13 protein-coding genes are annotated in these 15,265 nt (G+C 55.4%); 2 read left to right on the forward strand and 11 right to left on the reverse strand.

All coding sequences use genetic code 11. The features are described from left to right. Window positions 1-102 precede the first annotated feature (102 nt). On the forward strand, window positions 103-534 hold the full coding sequence (locus CFELI_RS12640; RefSeq protein ID WP_277104465.1) for an NUDIX hydrolase: 432 nt from the start codon (window positions 103-105) through the stop codon (window positions 532-534). A gap of 64 nt (window positions 535-598) precedes the next feature. Here the strand turns inward: CFELI_RS12640 and CFELI_RS12645 are convergent, their stop codons facing one another. The 4 genes from CFELI_RS12645 to CFELI_RS12660 form a co-directional block, all read right to left on the reverse strand. After that, window positions 599-2,371 (reverse strand): hypothetical protein, encoded by a 1,773-nt coding sequence (locus tag CFELI_RS12645; protein ID WP_290259050.1) that lies wholly within the window; start codon window positions 2,369-2,371, stop codon window positions 599-601. Next, window positions 2,368-3,006, reverse strand: coding sequence for a DUF3558 family protein (locus CFELI_RS12650; RefSeq protein WP_277104319.1), 639 nt, complete (start codon window positions 3,004-3,006; stop codon window positions 2,368-2,370). The genes CFELI_RS12645 and CFELI_RS12650 overlap by 4 nt, the downstream gene beginning before the upstream one ends. A gap of 405 nt (window positions 3,007-3,411) precedes the next feature. Continuing rightward, window positions 3,412-6,354: a type I DNA topoisomerase gene (gene topA, locus CFELI_RS12655; protein WP_277104320.1), complete on the reverse strand. Its 2,943-nt coding sequence runs from the start codon at window positions 6,352-6,354 to the stop codon at window positions 3,412-3,414. Between the two features lie 591 nt (window positions 6,355-6,945). Next, on the reverse strand, window positions 6,946-7,149 hold the full coding sequence (locus tag CFELI_RS12660) for a cold-shock protein (RefSeq protein ID WP_277104321.1): 204 nt from the start codon (window positions 7,147-7,149) through the stop codon (window positions 6,946-6,948). A 381-nt stretch (window positions 7,150-7,530) separates the two neighbouring features. Here CFELI_RS12660 and CFELI_RS12665 point away from each other — a divergent pair, with 381 nt between their 5' ends. After that, window positions 7,531-9,921 (forward strand): DEAD/DEAH box helicase, encoded by a 2,391-nt coding sequence (locus tag CFELI_RS12665; protein WP_310127953.1) that lies wholly within the window; start codon window positions 7,531-7,533, stop codon window positions 9,919-9,921. On the opposite strand, the gene CFELI_RS12670 is transcribed toward CFELI_RS12665, so the two are convergent. From CFELI_RS12670 to ssd, 7 genes are all read right to left on the reverse strand, one after another. Then, the gene (locus CFELI_RS12670; RefSeq protein ID WP_277104323.1) at window positions 9,918-10,247 is read right to left on the reverse strand and encodes an Rv3654c family TadE-like protein; all 330 of its coding nucleotides are present in this window, start codon (window positions 10,245-10,247) and stop codon (window positions 9,918-9,920) included. The two genes, CFELI_RS12665 and CFELI_RS12670, sit on opposite strands and share 4 nt — an antisense overlap. An 11-nt stretch (window positions 10,248-10,258) precedes the next feature. Then, window positions 10,259-10,573: a hypothetical protein gene (locus CFELI_RS12675; protein WP_290259052.1), complete on the reverse strand. Its 315-nt coding sequence runs from the start codon at window positions 10,571-10,573 to the stop codon at window positions 10,259-10,261. Window positions 10,574-10,592: 19 nt separating this feature from the next. Beyond that, window positions 10,593-10,784, reverse strand: coding sequence for a DUF4244 domain-containing protein (locus tag CFELI_RS12680; RefSeq protein WP_277104331.1), 192 nt, complete (start codon window positions 10,782-10,784; stop codon window positions 10,593-10,595). A gap of 37 nt (window positions 10,785-10,821) precedes the next feature. Further along, window positions 10,822-11,418: a type II secretion system F family protein gene (locus tag CFELI_RS12685; RefSeq protein WP_277104325.1), complete on the reverse strand. Its 597-nt coding sequence runs from the start codon at window positions 11,416-11,418 to the stop codon at window positions 10,822-10,824. Further along, window positions 11,415-12,269: a type II secretion system F family protein gene (locus tag CFELI_RS12690; protein WP_277104326.1), complete on the reverse strand. Its 855-nt coding sequence runs from the start codon at window positions 12,267-12,269 to the stop codon at window positions 11,415-11,417. The genes CFELI_RS12685 and CFELI_RS12690 overlap by 4 nt, the downstream gene beginning before the upstream one ends. Then, window positions 12,266-13,396, reverse strand: a complete 1,131-nt coding sequence (locus CFELI_RS12695) for a TadA family conjugal transfer-associated ATPase (protein WP_374724750.1) — start codon at window positions 13,394-13,396, stop codon at window positions 12,266-12,268. The genes CFELI_RS12690 and CFELI_RS12695 overlap by 4 nt, the downstream gene beginning before the upstream one ends. Window positions 13,397-13,636: 240 nt before the next feature. Then, window positions 13,637-14,782 (reverse strand): septum site-determining protein Ssd, encoded by a 1,146-nt coding sequence (gene ssd / locus CFELI_RS12700; RefSeq protein ID WP_277104328.1) that lies wholly within the window; start codon window positions 14,780-14,782, stop codon window positions 13,637-13,639. Between the last annotated feature and the right edge of the window lie 483 nt (window positions 14,783-15,265).

A 15,265-nucleotide genomic window follows, 5' to 3' on the forward strand; every position in this document is an offset into this window, starting at 1 on the left:
CTCTGCTATTTTGTCCCCGACTTTCACCACACCTTCCCTAAGATATTTCTATACTGATCTCCATTCAGCCTTTTCAAACCTAAGAGTTTTTCTCCAGTGAATATGTTTAATGTTTCTCTCCATCCTGTGGGTACCGGTAGCAACTATCGCTACGTTCTCATCATCACCCTCGACGGCACCCGCATCTTGCTGAGCCGCCACCGCGATCGGCACACTTGGGAAAACCAAGGCGGACATGTGGAAAAAGGGGAAAGCGTGGATCAGGCAGCCGCCCGCGAACTATTTGAGGAAGCTGGGGTGAAACCAAAAACATTAGAAGCAGTCTGCGACCACCGCGTCAGTGTTGATGGGACCACGAATTGGGGACGAACATACCTAGCCACCGTGGACACCATCCAGCCACTACCCGACTCTGAAATAGCGGAAGTAAGGTGGTGTGACCAGCTCCCTTCTGACCAAGAACTCACCTACCCATGGATCACCCCTTTGTTGTATCACCATTGTGTGAAGGAAGACCGCGACCCCAGCAGGTAGTGGGTAAAAAGATTAAGGTGAACACCTGTGGTTAGGGGTTTGTTTCCCAACCACAGGTGTGTTTTTAGCGTTGGTCGCGGGGTTTGAATACGTCCGCGCCGATCACGCGTGGGACTACTTTGGGTGCATCGCCTAGAAGGTCACGCAAATTCCCTTCCCGCTCGGCTTGCTGCAGGATCCCTTTCACTCCTCCGCGTCGTGTGCGTGGTGTAGTCCGCCGACGATTCTCACGACCCCCAGCACCACCGGCACCCCCAGTACCAGTACCACCCATGGGTGCCCCACCCATCATTGTTGAGCCCCGGCCTGAAGAACCAGCAGCACCAGCCCCCGACGACCCCTGCCCAGCATTCGACCCTGTACCCGAACCTGTTCCTCCACCACCTACATGGCCGCCCCGACCCGAACCCGAACCAGAACCAGATCCTGAACCAGTCCCGTTTCCGCGAAGCCCACCAGTACTATATGCACCACCTGCACCGGAACGAGAACCACCACCGCTGTTACTGCCGCCAGCTCCCACTCCGCCTGATGAGCCATGCCCACCTGCAACTGGTGCACCCCCAACACCATAGCCTGTACCTGAGCCGACTCCAGCACTGGTGCCACGACCGCCAGTACCATGCTGGTTGAACGCACCAGACTGGCTACCAGCAGTATTCACTCCACCTAGTCCACCGGCACCTGCTATGGGGTTCATTCCACCTGGTCCACCGGTATTTGGTCCCCAGCTTGTGGTGCTTGCGCCGAGGCTGTTTGCCCCACCGGGGTATTGATGCATATTCAAGGGGTTGACCACATTCGGGTCAAACCCGAGCGTGGCTTGTTGTGATGCGACAGTATCTAGTACTTGTTCTGCTAGTACTTGTGGTTCAATGCCCATCCCTGTAGCAGTCTGTGAGGTTCGTGTGATTCCTCCTCCTGCGTGTCCTTGGCTTATTGCAGCGGGTGATTGACCACCACCGGCACCGGCAGATGCAGGTTCCATGAGATTGCGGATTACCGGCATCGCTGCTGTGATGCTTGTTGATAGTGCTTCTTTGAACCCAATCAGATACATTTCTTCGGCTTGCTTTTTTATTAATGCACCCACTTGGGTTGTTTGCATTGCTTCAAGGGAGGCGATAGCTGCCCCGACAGCGGATGTAAATGAGGGTGCGATCATGGCAAGCTGTGCTACTGATTGTGACATCAGTCCTGCGTTATGTGCGAAATTTGCACTGGCATTCGCCATTTCAATGATTCGTGGTGCAGCGGCATCAAATACCTCTCCGCGGTTTGATGCGGTCATATCAGTAGCAACCTGCCGTAACTTGGTGCTCATATCCAATGTTCGACTCGACAGGTTCGCCCATGTAGCTGCAGCATCCAATGCCCCAGCGTTGTTCGTTGACATCAGCCCTGATAATAGCTCCTGTAGCGATGAGGCTCGTGAGGTCACAGGCGTAGGGAAATCAAAGGCTTCAAAACCAAGTGCTGGGCGTACCGGATACCTAACCCCAGAAGTACTAGGTGTGCCACCATTTTCAATAGCATCAATTGCTTCAGCGAAAAACCGATCCATCCCAGATAACGCATCTAAATTCGCGTGAAGATTCCGCCCCAACCACTGCACCTGGCGTTTTAAGGCGGCCATCATCTCTTTTGCGCTACCAACAGAGCCTTCCAGTACCTGACCATGATAGCGGCCCATCTGATCCAAACCACTCACAGAAGAAAAACCATCAAGCAGACCAACATCTTTAAATGCTGAAGTCATTGCTGCAAAGTCGTGAATAGATCCCAACGCGTCGATACTCTCGACGAGTTGCTGAACATCAATATGTAGTGATGTCATTTGTATCCTCCTTTAACTCGAATTTTTTGTAGGACTTCAAAAGCCCTGCGGCAAAGCTCATCCCGCCCAAGTGACTCTTCCCAAGCATTGGTATAAACCACGCTCAAACGGCCATGGGTGGTACTAACCGCAGCATTGCAGTGCTTATCTTCATTGCCAATCTCATTGAAGTAGACCCGATCGTCCGCGTCCGGGAATGTCGCATCAATCATCAAGCCACGCGACTTAATCCCTTCAAAAGTCGCAAAATGCGTGTCGATGTTATACACACCGAATTGATGAGGGACTTGCATGCCACAATCGATCAACGACGTCCCATTGCGACGTGTCCGACCCACTTTTTCTAGCCCTAGTTCCGCGAGATCTTCAGCTGTGAATTCATCGCAGGGGTTATAGAGTTTTTGTGTTCGATCAGTCGGATCGAAAGCTTCGACGTATTCACGATCTGGTGGAAGCGGGATCATGGAAGACACCGACGCTGGCTGTGTTGTTTCAGATGGCAACGCTGGCTGCTGTGTTTCAGGCGCAACAGTCGATGCTGCGCCAGCATCAGTGCTGACGTTGTTATCCGCGCAGCCAGATGTAAACACGCACGTAGCAACAAGCACTGGGATAAAGGCTGTACGTAGATTCACGTATTCTCCTCTCCAAGTAGAAATCACTTGTCTGGGCCGAGGCGACAACAAAACGCCTCTATTTATATGAGACTGAAAAAACACCTTTTGCGTTCCCAAACGGGGGTAGCCCCAATTACCCCCGCTGCTGTCACAGGGGAAAAATCACTCATAACCACACAACAGGACGAAAACTACGGGAAACAGCTCTTTATTCATATAAGACCGGGAAAACCCCCATTCACGTTCCCAGAGGAGTAAAATTCAGCCCCACAATTTCACAAGTAATTGACAACAATCAAGGTCGCTTTTAGCATTCGTCCCCTACCCCCAATGCACTCAAAAACGTGCCCATGTTGGATAACCAAAAAACACGCAGACCACACCTTAAGGGGCAGTGATCTGCGTGAGATTTGGAAACTTCAGCTACTTCTTGCGGCCACCAGCTTTGACCACACGTTTGGTGGTTTTAGCAGGTTTCTTCGCGGTAGTTTTCTTTGTCGTCTTCTTCGCAGCCTTCTTGGTCGCCTTCTTAGCGGGGCCGCCCTCAGCAGCTTCCTTGGCACGACGCTCAGACAACAACTCATTGGCGCGAGCATCCGTCAACGTCAACGGGTCATCGCCCTTACGCAACGACGCATTCGTCACACCATCAGTCACATACGGGCCAAAACGACCATCTCGCACACTCATAGGCTTACCCGACACATCGTTATCACCCAGCTCCTTAATGGACTGCTGGCTCGTCGAACCACCACGGCCACGACGCTTCGGCTCCGCATAAATACGGCGCGCCTCATCCAAAGTGATGCTGAAAATCTGGTCCTCACTGGCCAAAGAACGCGAATCCGTACCCTTCTTCAAATACGGACCATAACGACCATTCTGGGCAGTAATCACCTCACCATCAGTAGGATCAACACCCACCTCACGAGGCAAAGACATCAACTGCAACGCCTGCTCAAGCGTCACAGTCGCAGGCTCCATCGTGCTAAACAACGACGCAGTCGCAGGTTTCAGCGTCTCCTCAATAATCTGATTAATCCGCTTCTCCTTAGCAGCAGCAGCAGTCTTGGTCTCCCAATTCTTCACCCGCTTACCCTCAGCAGCACGCTGCGCATCCTCAGCAGCACGCTCCTCAGCAACAATCTGCTCAGCCTTAACGAGAACCTTCTCTTTCTCATCCTCACCCATGATCTCCGTGACGTACGGGCCGAAACGACCCTCCTTCGCCACAATCATGCGACCATTCTTCGGATTCACACCCAACTCACGGCCCGACTGCGGGGTAGCAAAAAGCTTCTCCGCGAACTCCAAAGTCAACTCATCTGGAGTGGTGGTATCAGACAAGTTTGCACGCTGATACTCCGGCTCACCATCTTTCACACCAACCTGGCGTTCAATATACGGCCCGTAGCGGCCCACGCGCACGAAAACGGGGCGACCTTGCGCGTCGTCGAAAAGCGGAAGCGAATTCACACTACGCGCATCAATCTGCTCCAAATTATCGCCAACCAGCGCCTTCAAACCACCCTGGCGAGCAATCGACTCCGCCGTCGCATCCGAGGCCTGCGCATCGCCGAAATAAAAACCCGCCAACCAATGAGCACCGTTCTCATTACCAGCAGCGATCTCATCAAGCTCATCCTCCATTGAGGAAGTGAAATCATAATCAACGAGCGCGGCGAAGGACTTCTCCATCAAACCCACGACCGCAAACGCAACCCAGCTCGGCACCAGCGCATTACCACGGGAATACACATAGCCACGATCCTGAATCGTCTTAATAATGCTGGCGTAAGTGGAAGGACGGCCAATGCCCAAATCCTCCATCTTCTTCACCAGCGACGCCTCCGTATAACGGGCAGGAGGATTCGTCGAATGCCCCTCCGCCTCCAACCGGTTCGTACCCAGTTCATCGCCCTCAACCAGGCGCGGCAGGTGCGACTCCGCATTATCAGCAACGTCGCGGCCGTCGGCAAGCTTCGACGTCTCCACATACGCCCGCAAGAAACCCTGGAACGTAATAGTGCGCCCCGTCGAAGAAAACTCACACGCAGTACCATCGCTGGCGTTACCCGCAATCGTCACCTTCAGCGACGTACCCTTCGCATCCGCCATCTGGGATGCAACAGTGCGCTGCCAAATCAGCTCATAAAGCTTAAACTCCTCAGCATCCAACACACCCGCCAACTCACCAGGGGTAGCAAAACGCTCACCCGCTGGGCGAATCGCCTCGTGCGCCTCCTGGGAATTCTTCACCTTACGGTCATAACGACGCGCTGAATCTGCAACATACTCCCGACCATACAGCGAAATAGCCTGCTCACGGGCAGCCTTCAAACCCTGCTCCGACAACGTCGTGGAATCGGTACGCATATACGTAATATGACCGTTTTCATACAAACGCTGCGCAATACGCATCGTACGCTCCGACGTGTAATGCAGCTTGCGCCCCGCCTCCTGCTGCAACGTGGAGGTCATAAACGGCGCATACGGACGACGCGTATACGGCTTCTCCTCCACGCTCAACACAGCCATATCCTGACCCTGCAAGCCATCCACCAGCTGCTTCGCACGCTGCTCACTGATAACAGTGGCATCGCTTGTGAGCTCGCCGTGATCATTAAAATCACGACCCGTAGCCACGCGAGCACCATCAACAGCACTCAAACGCCCATCAAAAGTACGCGGATTACCATCAGTAGCAGGCTTACCAGTATCAAACTGAGCCTTAATATCCCAATACTCAGCCGACTTAAACGCCATACGCTCGCGCTCACGCTCCACGATCACACGAGTCGCCACCGACTGCACACGACCCGCCGACAGGCGCGGCATCACTTTCTTCCACAGCACCGGGGACACCTCATAACCGTACAAACGGTCGAGGATACGGCGAGTTTCCTGCGCATCCACAAGATTCTCATCCAGCTCACGAGTGTTCTCCGCAGCAGCAAGAATAGCCGGCTTAGTGATCTCGTTGAACACCATGCGGCGCACCGGCACCTTCGGCTTCAACGTCTCCAGCAAATGCCACGCAATCGCCTCACCCTCACGGTCGGGGTCAGTTGCCAGCAAAAGCTCATCAACATCTTTCAGCTTCGCCTTAAGATCCGAAACCTTCTTCTTCTTGTCCGGGCTCACCACGTACAACGGCGTGAAATTATCATCAACATTCACACCAAGACGAGCCCACGACTCCTTCTTGAATTTCGCTGGCACATCAGCGGCACCCCGCGGCAAATCACGAATGTGCCCCACCGAAGCTTCCACGATGTAATCGCTACCGAGGTACGGGGCGATCTTCTTTGCCTTCGTCTGCGACTCGACGATGACAAGGCGCTTAATACCGCTGCGTTCAGCCATAAAACTACAAGAACCTCAATTCCTTGAAAAGCCCCAAAACCCAACCAGCCACACCGGCACACAACCGACACAGCCACCGCGAGCCTCAAAGCCATAGATCCCTCAACCCCAGCCACCCCACAAATCAAGGTGCACCAGCGCGAAAGAGCCAATACGTATGAGCATGCTCACCCTAGCACCCACGCAAAACACCATAGAAACAACACACACTACAGCCACGCGCGACAAAACTAGAGGGATGCAATCGCTCCTTATAATACGGGTCTATCCCGCGCTTTTGTCCAACCCGCCTGAAAACCACACTTTTTAGGGGCAACCCATCCCCCCACAACAAGCAACAAACCTGAGCACAACACCAGCCATGACCATGACTTTCACCCCCAAAACTTACGCAACGCAACTGCTACACCCACCACAACAGCACGAACACACATCAGGTGCTTCCACGGCCCCTAAAATCCGCCCAGCATACACATAAAGAAAAATCCCGTTTTTCCACAAACAGAAAAACGGGATGAATCCCTACACCCACTAGACCCAACTTATACCCCACAATGAGAGCGAAGCTGCGACTCGGTGCAAACGAAGATCTTAAACAGCAGTCACGCCGAGAGCCTGTGGGCCCTTTGCGCCATCGCCAATTTCGAACTCGACGAGCTGGTTCTCTTCGAGGCTACGGAAACCGTTGCCCTCAATCTCAGAGTAGTGAACAAAGACGTCAGCGGAGCCATCTTCTGGAGAGATGAAGCCGAAGCCCTTCTCAGCGTTGAACCACTTTACAGTGCCCTTAGCCATATTAATTCCTTTAAAAAATGTAAAACTTAGCACCCACACTCATGCGCGTTTGAAACAAAATTCCAACGAACTTTCCCCCACACACACCGGATGCGTGCGCAGAAGAAACACAACTTTCTTTGCCGATTGCAAAGGAGGAAAATGCTGAATAACTGAAGATCAGGTCTGAATGGCTGTTCATTCACTTTAGGCTGTGTGGCGATCAAAGACTTTAAAAGCGGTTTAAGCTTGAAAAGGTTCACTACCTCGCTGCGAAAAAGCCTCAAAGGATAAATCCTTACACAAGGCGACCTAGCATCAAGTCTTTCACAGATTAGAAGAAAGTGTGAGGCGAAGAATCTTCTACCCACAACTTCCCGCAGGTCAAAGCAAAGAAAAAAGATGAAAAATTCCTCCCCACACAACCCAAAACACACACAAGACGTGCACAAAACACACACCACCACAGCCCCACACACGCCCACAGCCGCCGAAGAACTACTCCACACCCTCACCGAAACCAACCCCGACTCCACCTGCACCCACAGCCGCACCCTCCCAGCAACACCAGCCACCTACGCACCCTGGCCGAACTGGGCACACCAGCCGCTCGTCGACAAGCTCAGCGCCCAAGGCATCACCTCCCCCTACAGCCACCAAGCTCTCACCGCCGACCTCGCGTGGAACGGCAACCACGTTGTTATCGCAACCGGAACCAGCTCCGGCAAATCACTGTGCTACCTACTGCCCACCCTCACCGCACTCGCCACCAACCCCACAGCCACCGCCCTCTACCTCACACCCACCAAAGCACTCGGAAACGACCAACTTCTCAACACTAGCCGCCTCATCCACAACGTCGACGGCCTCAGCACCATCCACCCCGCACCCTACGACGGCGACACCCCCACCGATGCCCGCAGCACCATCCGCGAACAATCCCGCTTCATCTTCACCAACCCCGACATGCTCCACGCAGGAATACTGCGCAACCACACCCACTGGCAACGCCTCCTGCGCAACCTCAACTACATCATCATCGACGAATGCCACAGCTACCGCGGCGTATTCGGCGCACACGTCGCACTCGTACTACGCCGACTCATACGCCTAGCACGCCGTTACAAAGCAAACCCCCGCATCATCCTCGCCTCCGCCACCACCGCCAACCCCGCAGCACACGCCAGCACCCTCATCGGCGCCGACGTGAGCGCCGTCACCACCGACGGCTCACCCCACGGCAGCCGCACCATCGGACTCTGGCAACCCGCACTTCTTTCCGACACCACCGGCGAAAACGGCGCACCCATCCGCCGCGCCCCCACCACCGAAGCCGCCAGCATCATGGCCACACTCATCACCGAAGGGGCACGTACCCTCACCTTCGTTCGCTCCCGCACACAAGCCGAACTAACAGCACTAGCCTGCCAAGAACAACTCAGCAGCCACCACCGCGCAGACCTCGCCAGCCGCGTAGCCTCCTACCGCGCCGGATATCTGCCCGAACACCGACGCCAACTCGAACAAGCCCTCGACAACGGCGAACTCATCGGACTCGCCAGCACCAACGCCCTCGAACTCGGCATCGACGTCGGCGGACTCGACGCCGTCATCTGCGCCGGATACCCCGGCACCATCGCCAGCTTCTGGCAACAAATCGGACGCGCCGGACGCCGCGGACAGTCCTCCCTCGCCCTACTCATCGGCCGCGACGAACCCCTCGACAACTACCTACTCCACCACCCCGAAGCACTTTTGGATACACCTATCGAACAGTCCGTCTTCAACCCCCACAACCCCACCATCCTCGCAGGCCACCTGTATTGTGCAGCCCTCGAAACACCCCTCAACGAGGCCGACATCGCCACCTTTAACGCCGAAAAAACACTCCACAGCCTCATCGAAGCAGGGTTTCTGAGACGCCGTGCCAACGGCTGGTACGCCCAACTTAAACCCGGACTCGACGGCCACGAACGACTCAACCTGCGCGGCAGCGGACACCAAATCCGCATCGTTGATAGCACCGATGGTCGCCTACTCGGCACTATCGACGCCACTCAAGCACACAGCCACATCCACCCCGGCGCAGTCTACGTTCACCAGGGTGAGCACTTTGTGGTGGATGAACTCGACCTTGATGGGCGTCTCGCTCTGGTTCACCCCGAGGCCCCTGACTACTACACTGTGGCACGAAGCACCACGGATATTAGGATCGTGGACGATCCAGTACAGGTGTCTAATCCAGCACCTGGCCTGTGGATTTCCAACGTGGATGTGGAGGTAACCACCCAGGTTGTCGGCTATATGGTCAAGGGATTTGATGGCAGCATTATTAACCAAGTGCCCCTTGATTTACCACCGAATGTGCTACTGACGCGCAGCGTGGCGTATACAATCGATCCGACTATTTTTACCGCTCTAGGTATTGAGGATATCCCTGGTGCGCTACATGCTGCCGAGCACGCCGCCATTGGGTTGCTTCCCTTGATTGCGACCTGCGACCGCTGGGATATTGGTGGTGTGTCTACTGCGCTGCACCCAGACACGCTGTTGCCCACGGTGTTTGTGTACGACGGTTATCCCGGCGGTGCGGGTTTTGCCGATGAGGGCTACCGTCGGTTTGCTGAGTGGATTGGCCGTACCTATGACACGATTGACTCCTGCGAATGCGACTCTGGTTGCCCGCGCTGTGTGCAGTCCCCGAAGTGTGGAAATGGGAATAATCCGCTGGATAAACAGGGGGCGCACACGCTTCTGGGGGCGATGGTGTCCATGCTTGCGGGAAAGGATTAATCAACCCCCATGGGCCCTGCTCTGGCGCGTGCCGTCGTTTTTAGGCCTTCTACTGTGACGTAAGCATCCCCGCCATCGATGTGGCAGTGTGTCAGGGTTGCACCGTTGTCGCTGGCTATTTCTGCTGCTAGATGGCATCCTTCTCCAGTTGTGTGGTGGGCGTAGGCTGCTGCGACTGCGGCAAGGTCAGCGGCGTTGCGGGTTTTGTGGGCATCGATGGTGGTGTGACTGTGACTGAAGAACACGACGCTGATCAGCGCAAGTATGGCGATAATTCCTGCGGTGAGCACCGTGGTTGAGCCGTGCTCCTCGTGCCACAGTTGCATTATTACTCCTTTCAGGGTTGGGTAAGCGATTGTTCATTGACAAAAACGGCGTGTGCACTTATCGCTCCAAAGAAGCTGGGGATGGTTGCTGTGGCGGTGATTTTCGCCCCGCTTTCTTCGATGATGACTTCCCCTCTACTCGGCGTGTAGGGTTCGCCGATGGCGGCTGCACGGGCAGCCGCCCCAGCGGTGTCGATGGCAGAGATATAGGTGGCCACGGTCATTAAACCTGCCAACAGGAGGCTGAAGATGAGTACGAGACTGCTGAAGCCTAGTGCGGTTTCAATGGTGGTGGACCCGTGCTCGTCTGCAGCCCAACGACGCACTGTAATAAGAAGTGGGTGTTTAGTTCGGGGTGGAGTTAAGCGCATTGGTGATGATTGATTCCAGTGCGTTGGATACCGCCCCCGAAGATACGACCAAGTAGAGGGCACCTGCGAGTGCTGCCGCACCGAGTGCGCCCATGGCGTATTCGATGGTGGTCATGCCTTCGTCGTCTTCTACCCAGCGCACAGTTGTGCTGCGTAGATGCTGCATGAGGTGGGTGAGTGTGTGGTTGAACATGGTGTTCTCCTTAGGGTGAAAGTGATGTGGTGAAAATGTTCATGCCTAGGCCGATGACCACGGGGGCGAGTCCTAGGAGCATGAATGCAGGCAGGTAGCACAGGCTTAAGGGCAGGGCGATGAACACCCCGGCGCGTTCGGCTTGTGCTTCGGTGTGAAACTGTGCGGTTTCACGCAGCTGGCTGGCGATTCTGCCAAGCCCTGTCGCCAGTGCTGCTCCTGAGCGTGCGCTGCTTTTGGCTAGTGCGGCTAGTTCTTCGAGTCCTTCGATGTCCGTCATGTGTGCCCATGCGCGTTCCACAGGGACGCCAAGGGCGAGCATGTAGGCGCTGTGTCCCCATTCTTTCAGCGGTGATCCTTCAGCGACTGCGGCTGCAGCTTGCGCCAAGCTCATTCCGGAGCTTAAGCAGGCTGCGCATAGTTCGAGGTCGTGGGCTAAGTCTTGGGGTTTGTGTGTGGGTGTTCGAGGCTTATCGACGCGTACTCGCCGCCACAGGTATGCTCCTGGCCCGTCGCGCGCTCGGTGGAGTCCGAGGCGTTGGATGAGTTCCGGTGGCGGAAGTAAAAGTGCGATGCTGATAAGGAGCACGGCGATTGTGGTGTTCATGATTGTTTTACTCCTGTGATGATTCGGCGTGACCAGAAAATTCCTGCGCATTCGGCGCTGACCCCGAGGAGGAAGATAACGTTTCCGAGGAAAGTGTTAAGCAGAAAATTTAAGGTATTGATGCCCATGACGAGGCCTAATCCCATGCCGAGGAGAGGGAGGCAGGCAAGTACTCCTGCGGTGACAAGGGGGCCTTGGAGTGCGGCATTCATCTTTCGGTCCACGGTGATTCGTGCATCGATTCGGGCGCGGGTAAGGGCAATAATGCTGCTTAAGCACATGCCGTGGCGTTGGGAAAGCATCCACCCGGCTCCTAAATAACGCAGGGGTTCGATGGTGCTTTCGCGCAGTGTTTCGGCCGCGTACTCGCTGTCCATTTCGGCTCTTAAGGAGGCGGTTTCCACGAGTTGGCGCACGGTGGGGTCACGGATCACTGCGCTGCTTGATTTCAGTCCTTCGCGCATGCTTGCGCCAGCATGCAGTTCGCCTTCTAAGACCATTAGCGCGTGCGCGCATTCGTGGAATATTCGCGTGTGCGCTCGCATAGCGATGATGTCTTTAACCACTGTGATGGCGGTAAACCCGACTAGTGCTAGGGCAACTAGAACTAGGAGATGCGTGCGCAGCGCCAGCAGCACCACTACACCACCGACAAGTCCCAGGCCGATAATCACTGGGTTTCGCGGATTCTTCCATCCTGTGCCCTTTGGGGTTCGTGGGTTGAGTTCGCGGATTCGCACCTTGGTATTGATCGGCTGAACAAGCTCCACCCCGAACGCACAGGCCACTAGCACTAGGAACACACCAAGATTGGGTTTCAACTGCGCAAACACGCTGGCCATTGTGTTCATCGGTGTTCCTCCTCGCTGCGTTGCCAAGAACCGATTTGATGCAGATTGTGCCCGGTGTAGTGTGGGGAGTCTTTTTCCCACAGGATTTTTACCTGTGCTCGTGAGCTTTCGATCGCCCCGATTTGCCACAGCACTCTTTTGCCGTCCATTCGGCGCATCACCAACACGACGGGGCGGGCTGCAGCTAACTGCGAGAGTAATGCTTGACGGGGCATTCCCCCTGTGGCTGCGAGCGCTTCAAGTCGAGCAGGTACTTCGTAGATGGAGTTGGCATGAACGGTGCCTGCGCAACCCTCATGTCCGGTATTCAGTGCGGCAAGTAGGTCTACGACTTCCGCGCCACGGATTTCACCAACAACAATTCGATCCGGGCGCATGCGCAGTGCCTGTTTGAGCAGCACAGACATGGTGATTTCGCCTTGGCCTTCAGTATTAGCTCCACGAGTAACCAGCGTGATGGCGTGCGGATGGTTGGGCTTTAGCTCACTGGTATCTTCGAGGCACACAATGCGTTCGCGTGCGCTGACTTCCGCTAACAGTGCTGACAGCAGTGTGGTTTTTCCACTGCCGGTCCCACCAACGACAAGAAAGGACCGCCGGGCAGCAACGAGGACTCGCAGAATTTCTGCGGTGTGCGCATCAAAAGTGCCGCTGTGTTCGAGGCCTTCAATGGTGGCTTCGGCTTGGCGCAGCACACGAATGGAGATGCAGGTACCCCCTTCGGCCGGTGGGCTTAAGACTGCATGGATGCGCAGTTGATGCCCAGAATCGGGCTGAATTTTTCCGTCCGCGTAGCATTGGGCGTCGTCAAGCCTGCGCCCAGCGGTAACCATGAGACGTGTGGCTAGTTGTCGTACCTGTGTTTCGGAGTTGAAACGGATTGTGGATTGTTCAAGCCCTGCGCCGCAGTCAAACCAGACACTGTTCGGTCCGTTGACAACGATGTCTGTGATGCCGTCGATGCGGAGGAGATCTTCGAGGATTCCGATGCCTGTGGAGTCGGACCTGAGTTTGCGCATGACATGTAATACATCTACATCGCTCATCACGCTGGGTGCTTCACGGCGGATAAGGTCGGCGATGTTTTTCGGGGTGAGTTCGTGTGGGTTTTCGGTACTGGAGATGATCCTTTGAACGTGATTGACGAGGTGCGCAAGGCGTTGATCCCGGTCCTCATTCACAGACTCTGCGCGCGCAACTGTGTGAGCCGTGAGCGTGTTGGAGGTTTGAGTCGTCGCGGTTCGTAGGTTCATGATCACTCCTTCCTGCTGGTGCGCCGTGTTTTTTTAGGTGGGTCAATGGTTGTTGTGGCGTGTTTTGCATCGCTAATTTTTTCCTCAGCGTTTTCTTCGCCACAGTGTTTGTTTCTAGGTTTCTTCCAGCACTGTGCGTACTGCGTGGGTAAGGCTTTTGGGTAGTGAGCTGGTACCGATGTTGCCAAGACCAGTGAGTTCGGCGGTCCGGGGAAGTTTTTTATCGAGGAATACTTCCGCTGCTACGGGGCATCCGATGATGGTGGGGAGATCTTTGCGGCGTAGCCCTGACCAACCACGGTGGCGCATGATCGCACAGGTATCCACGCGCCTGGCGCGCAGTTTCGCGAGCACGCGTGCGGCTGCGGCGGCGGCACGTACTTCGGCGGGGATAAGGATGATGGTGCAGTCTGATTGTTCCGCTACTGTGCTGAAAAATCGCATGTAATTGGGCATATCAATGACCACTGTGTACGTGCTTTTCAGCGCAGTGATGGCTATAAGTAATCCTTCTTCGGTGATTCCGCTGATATCACCATTGCGGGCAATGGAGAGTACGGCGAGCCCTTCTGCTGTGTGCGGGAGGGCGTGAAAGAGTTGGGTTCCATCGATGCTGCCCTCGGTGAATTTCATGTCGTTCCAGCGCAACCCTGCCGTGTTTTCTATTCCTACTAAGAGGTCGATGCCGCCTGAGTTGGGGTCGGCTTCGATGAGCACGGTGGGGTGTTCTTTGTGGGCGGCAAGTGCGAGTGCGGCGGCAAATGTTGAGGCTCCTGCCCCACCGACTGCGCCACTGACGCACAAGACTTTGCCCCAGTTTGCCGCGCGTGTGTTCATCGGGCGTGTTTCATCGGAGTCGAGGCGTTTGTGCGCGTGAGTACTTGTGTGGGGCTGCTGATCGCTGCTGGTTGGGGTGTGCGCTTTGTGGGAGTGAAGGTGCTCGCCGATTGCTTTGAGTAGATCATTGGCTTGGGCGGGAAGGAAGAATCCGCCGTCGGCTGCGGTGTCGTCGAGTAGCTGCGTATCTAGGGGGCCTGGTTCGGGGAAGAGGATGAACAAGGTGTTTGTGTGCGCGACTGTCGCGGCGTGGTGTGCGGTGACGGCGTCGACAAGCATAATCTGTGCTTTGCGCGCGAATCGTGCGATGTCACGCGGGTCGGTGGTGTCGAAAACATCGAGCCCAGATGCGGCAGCAATATTGATTGCTTCGGGGTGTAGTCCAGGATCGGTGACTGCGATGAGAATGTGTGTAGCCGTCATAGTTCCTAGTTTCAGCCCACTGCGTGAACCTCTCAACCGATGTGAAGCTGCGACATGTTTTTCTGTGGAATTTGGATTTCGTTATGTCACAAACTGCCCCTATGCTGTGGACAACTATTCACATCTGTCACAATCATCACTTCTGTAACAGGCTGGGCGGGCGTCGAACGTGCCCCACGCAACTGCTCAGAGTAACGCCCGCCTAAAAACCACCGCTGAACAAAACACAACCGCAGCACCCACCATGCACAGGCGGGACCCACCATATTCTTGGCGCAACCGCAACCTGTGCTTATCGACGCCGCCCCCAGTCGCACCGCACACCACACCCTCCTGCGTGCGTGACCATATTTTCACAGCTGAACTGCGCTTTTGGCATTAGTGCGCCGAGTGCATGAGGGGGATAAAAGTTTAGGGGCGGCTCGTGCTAAAGGGGGGGGTGTTGCACGAGCCGCCAACCCGGCCATAAAGGGGGGGGTGTTC

It is taken from the genome of Corynebacterium felinum, from assembly GCF_030408755.1.
GTDB lineage: Bacteria > Actinomycetota > Actinomycetes > Mycobacteriales > Mycobacteriaceae > Corynebacterium > Corynebacterium felinum.

Excerpts from the sequence above, each read along its gene's own strand:
- CFELI_RS12640 (WP_277104465.1), top strand. The coding sequence starts at position 103 with ATGTTTAATGTTTCTCTCCATCCTGTGGGTACCGGTAGCAACTATCGC.
- CFELI_RS12645 (WP_290259050.1), bottom strand. The coding sequence starts at position 2,371 with ATGACATCACTACATATTGATGTTCAGCAACTCGTCGAGAGTATCGAC.
- topA (WP_277104320.1), bottom strand. The coding sequence starts at position 6,354 with ATGGCTGAACGCAGCGGTATTAAGCGCCTTGTCATCGTCGAGTCGCAG.
- CFELI_RS12660 (WP_277104321.1), bottom strand. The coding sequence starts at position 7,149 with ATGGCTAAGGGCACTGTAAAGTGGTTCAACGCTGAGAAGGGCTTCGGC.
- CFELI_RS12665 (WP_310127953.1), top strand. The coding sequence starts at position 7,531 with ATGAAAAATTCCTCCCCACACAACCCAAAACACACACAAGACGTGCAC.
- CFELI_RS12670 (WP_277104323.1), bottom strand. The coding sequence starts at position 10,247 with ATGCAACTGTGGCACGAGGAGCACGGCTCAACCACGGTGCTCACCGCA.
- CFELI_RS12680 (WP_277104331.1), bottom strand. The coding sequence starts at position 10,784 with ATGCAGCATCTACGCAGCACAACTGTGCGCTGGGTAGAAGACGACGAA.
- CFELI_RS12685 (WP_277104325.1), bottom strand. The coding sequence starts at position 11,418 with ATGAACACCACAATCGCCGTGCTCCTTATCAGCATCGCACTTTTACTT.
- CFELI_RS12690 (WP_277104326.1), bottom strand. The coding sequence starts at position 12,269 with ATGAACACAATGGCCAGCGTGTTTGCGCAGTTGAAACCCAATCTTGGT.
- ssd (WP_277104328.1), bottom strand. The coding sequence starts at position 14,782 with ATGACGGCTACACACATTCTCATCGCAGTCACCGATCCTGGACTACAC.